This window comes from Pseudorhodobacter sp. (genome assembly GCF_030452865.1).
Taxonomy (GTDB): domain Bacteria; phylum Pseudomonadota; class Alphaproteobacteria; order Rhodobacterales; family Rhodobacteraceae; genus Pseudorhodobacter.
Genome location: NZ_JAKDLJ010000380.1, coordinates 1 through 3,358, shown reverse-complemented (window position 1 = coordinate 3,358; position 3,358 = coordinate 1). Strand labels below are relative to the sequence as shown.

2 protein-coding genes and 1 pseudogene are annotated in these 3,358 nt (G+C 57.6%); all 3 read right to left on the bottom strand.

Annotation, left to right across the window (positions count from 1 at the left end):
- On the bottom strand, positions 1 to 185 hold a 185-nt coding region (locus L0H65_RS16685; protein ID WP_301460342.1), incomplete at its 3' end, for a hypothetical protein.
- Between the two features lie 16 nt (positions 186 to 201).
- Entirely contained in the window at positions 202 to 3,054 is a 2,853-nt protein-coding gene (gene uvrA / locus L0H65_RS16680; protein WP_301460341.1) for an excinuclease ABC subunit UvrA, read from the bottom strand.
- 101 nt (positions 3,055 to 3,155) lie between these two features.
- Positions 3,156 to 3,358 (bottom strand): annotated as a pseudogene (locus tag L0H65_RS16675) (MFS transporter); the annotation flags it as partial.

Here is a 3,358-nt window from a genome sequence, read left to right as displayed (position 1 = left end):
AGCGCGCCAGTTCCCGGCAATCGCCAGTGACACCAGCCGCAGCGCAACCAGCGCCACCCCCCCCAGGCGACCTGCCGCAACGGCGGTTCAAGCTGAAAGTTCACCGCAAGTGCCGCCCAGCCCAACAATCCGAAACCAAGCAGGAGTTGCAAACCCCGGCCTGTTACCTTGAAGAACCGCTCCAATCCGAAACCCTTGCGCCTATTCCGCTGCCATTTTGCGGGATTTCAGCATGTCCTGCAAGTAGCGCCCGGTATGGCTGCCCGGCTCTTTAGCAACCTCTTCCGGGGTGCCGGTCGCGACGATCCGCCCACCGCCATCGCCGCCCTCGGGGCCGATATCAATCACCCAATCTGCGGTTTTCACCACGTCGAGGTTGTGTTCGATCACGATCACCGTGTTGCCTTGGTCCACCAATTCATGAAGCACCTCCAGCAGCTTCTTCACATCCTCGAAATGCAACCCGGTTGTGGGTTCGTCCAGAATATACAAGGTGCGGCCCGTTGCACGGCGCGAAAGCTCCTTTGACAGTTTGACCCGCTGCGCCTCGCCACCCGAAAGCGTTGTCGCCTGCTGGCCGACCTTGATATAGCCAAGCCCGACCCGAACCAGCGCATCCATCTTTTCACGGATGCTTGGCACCGCTTGGAAAAACCCTTGCGCATCTTCAACTGTCATATCAAGAACGTCTGCTATACTCTTGTTCTTGAATCTTATTTCCAAGGTTTCGCGGTTGTAGCGTTTGCCTTTGCAAGTTTCGCATTGCACATAGACATCAGGCAGAAAGTGCATTTCAATCTTGATGACGCCATCGCCCTGACACGCCTCGCAGCGCCCGCCTTTGACGTTGAAGCTGAACCGCCCCGGCAGATAGCCGCGCGCCTTCGATTCCGGCAGACCGGCGAACCAGTCGCGGATCGGGGTGAACGCACCGGTATAGGTGGCGGGGTTGGAACGCGGGGTGCGGCCGATGGCGCGTTGATCAATGTCGATCACCTTGTCAAGATGCTCAAACCCCTTGATCGTCTCGCAAGGTGCAGGCGTTTCGCGCGCACCGTTCAACCGGGTGGCCGCTGTCTTATAAAGCGTCTCAATCGTCAGGGTGGATTTGCCACCGCCCGAAACACCGGTCACGCAAATGAACTTCCCCAAAGGGAAATCGGCGGTGACGTTTTGCAGATTGTTGCCCGTGGCCTTCACCACCGTCACTTTTTTGCCGGTGCCTTTGCGCCTAACCTTCGGCACCGCAATCTCGCGTGTGCCTTGCAGATATTGCCCGGTCAGGCTGTCGGGGTTGGCCATCACCTCCTCCGGCGTGCCATGCGCGACCACCGCGCCGCCATGCACCCCCGCCCCCGGCCCCATGTCAAAAACATAATCCGCCTCGCGGATCGCGTCTTCGTCATGTTCGACCACGATTACGGAATTACCCTGATCGCGCAGGTTTTTCAGCGTGGTCAACAACCGGTCATTGTCGCGCTGATGCAACCCGATGGAAGGTTCATCCAGCACATACAGCACTCCTGTCAACCCGGACCCGATCTGCGATGCAAGCCGGATGCGCTGGCTTTCACCGCCGGAAAGCGTACCTGCGTTGCGCGACAGACTGAGATAGTTGAGACCGACATTCACCAAAAACCCAAGGCGTTCGCGAATCTCCTTCAGGATTGCCCGCGCAATTTCGTTTTTCTGATGAGTCAGATGTTCCGGCACGCCACTGATCCACTCATGCGCCTCGCTGATGGACATTTGCACGACTTGGCCGGCATGAAGGCCCGCGATCTTCACCGCCAGGGCTTCGGGGCGCAGCCGGTAGCCGCCGCAAGCACCGCAAGGGCGGTTGTTCTGGTAGCGCTCAAATTCCTCGCGCACCCAGTTACTGTCGGTTTCGCGGAAACGGCGTTCCATATTCGGAATTACGCCTTCAAAGACGCGCGACACCTGATAAATCCGGCCACCTTCGTCGTAGCGGAACTTGATCTCCTCCTCACCCGAGCCACGCAAGAACACCTCGCGCACGTTTTCGGGCAGGTCTTTCCATTTGGCCTTCTTGTCAAACTCGTAGTGTTTCGCAATCGCATCAATGGTTTGAATGAAATACGGGCTTTTCGATTTCGCCCATGGCGCCAGCGCCCCCTGCACCAGCGTCAGGTTTTGATCCGGCACGATCAGGCGTTCATCAAAGAACAACTCCACCCCCAACCCATCGCAGACCGGGCAAGCACCGAAAGGGGCGTTGAAGGAAAACAGGCGCGGCTCGATTTCGGGAATGGTAAAGCCCGAAATCGGGCAGGCGAATTTTTCAGAAAACGTGGTGCGCGTTGCCTCCTCTGACGCCAGTTCCAGAATTGCGATACCATCGGCAAGGTTCAGCGCGGTGCGCAGGCTGTCGGCAAGACGTGTCTCAATCCCTTCCTTGACCACGATCCGGTCCACCACCACGTCGATATCGTGACGGAATTTCTTGTCCAGCGTCGGCGCATCTTCCAATTCATAGAACTGGCCGTCAACCTTCACCCGCTGAAACCCCTGTTTGCGCAGGTCCTGAAACTCTTTCTTGTATTCCCCCTTGCGGTCGCGGATGATCGGGGCGAGCAGATAGGCGCGCGTCCCCTCCTCCATCGCCATTACAATATCAACCATATCCTGCACTTGCTGCGCGGTGATCGGCTTGCCGGTTGTGGGGCTGAACGGGGTTCCTGTGCGGGCGAACAAAAGCCGCAGATAGTCGTAAATTTCGGTCACAGTTCCCACAGTGGAGCGTGGATTTTTCGAGGTGGTTTTCTGTTCGATCGAGATTGCGGGCGACAGGCCGGAGATGTGGTCAACATCGGGTTTCCCCATCATGTCAAGGAATTGCCGCGCATAAGCTGACAGACTTTCAACGTAGCGCCGCTGTCCCTCTGCATAGATCGTGTCAAACGCAAGCGAGGATTTTCCCGACCCGGACAGCCCGGTGATCACAACCAACTTGTCGCGCGGAATGTCCACATCGACGTTCTTCAGGTTATGCTCCCGCGCGCCGCGCACCTCGATGAATTTCTGTTCGGCCATGTGTTGCGCCCCCGATGCCACCGGGCATAGATAAGCGATCTGCGCTGAGTCTCCAATGCAAAAACGTGAACAATTGATGAACAAATACGCATTGAGCGAAATTAATCCGCAAGAACCATACGGCGATGTGATTCCAGCAGATGAATCACCACTCTCAAAAGCCACGGCAGCAGAACAAAGAGGGACACATCTTCTATCCCCTGCACCGCGATCAGTGCCGCGAGAACCGGTGTGCAGGTCGGGGTGTCAAGATTCCCCATCTGCGACACCTCCTCCGCCGTCCGCGCGCGCGCGTCAGCAATGC

What these genes read in the sequence shown, in the direction of transcription:
- uvrA (WP_301460341.1), bottom strand. Translation starts at nt 3,054, where the DNA reads ATGGCCGAACAGAAATTCATCGAGGTGCGCGGCGCGCGGGAGCATAAC.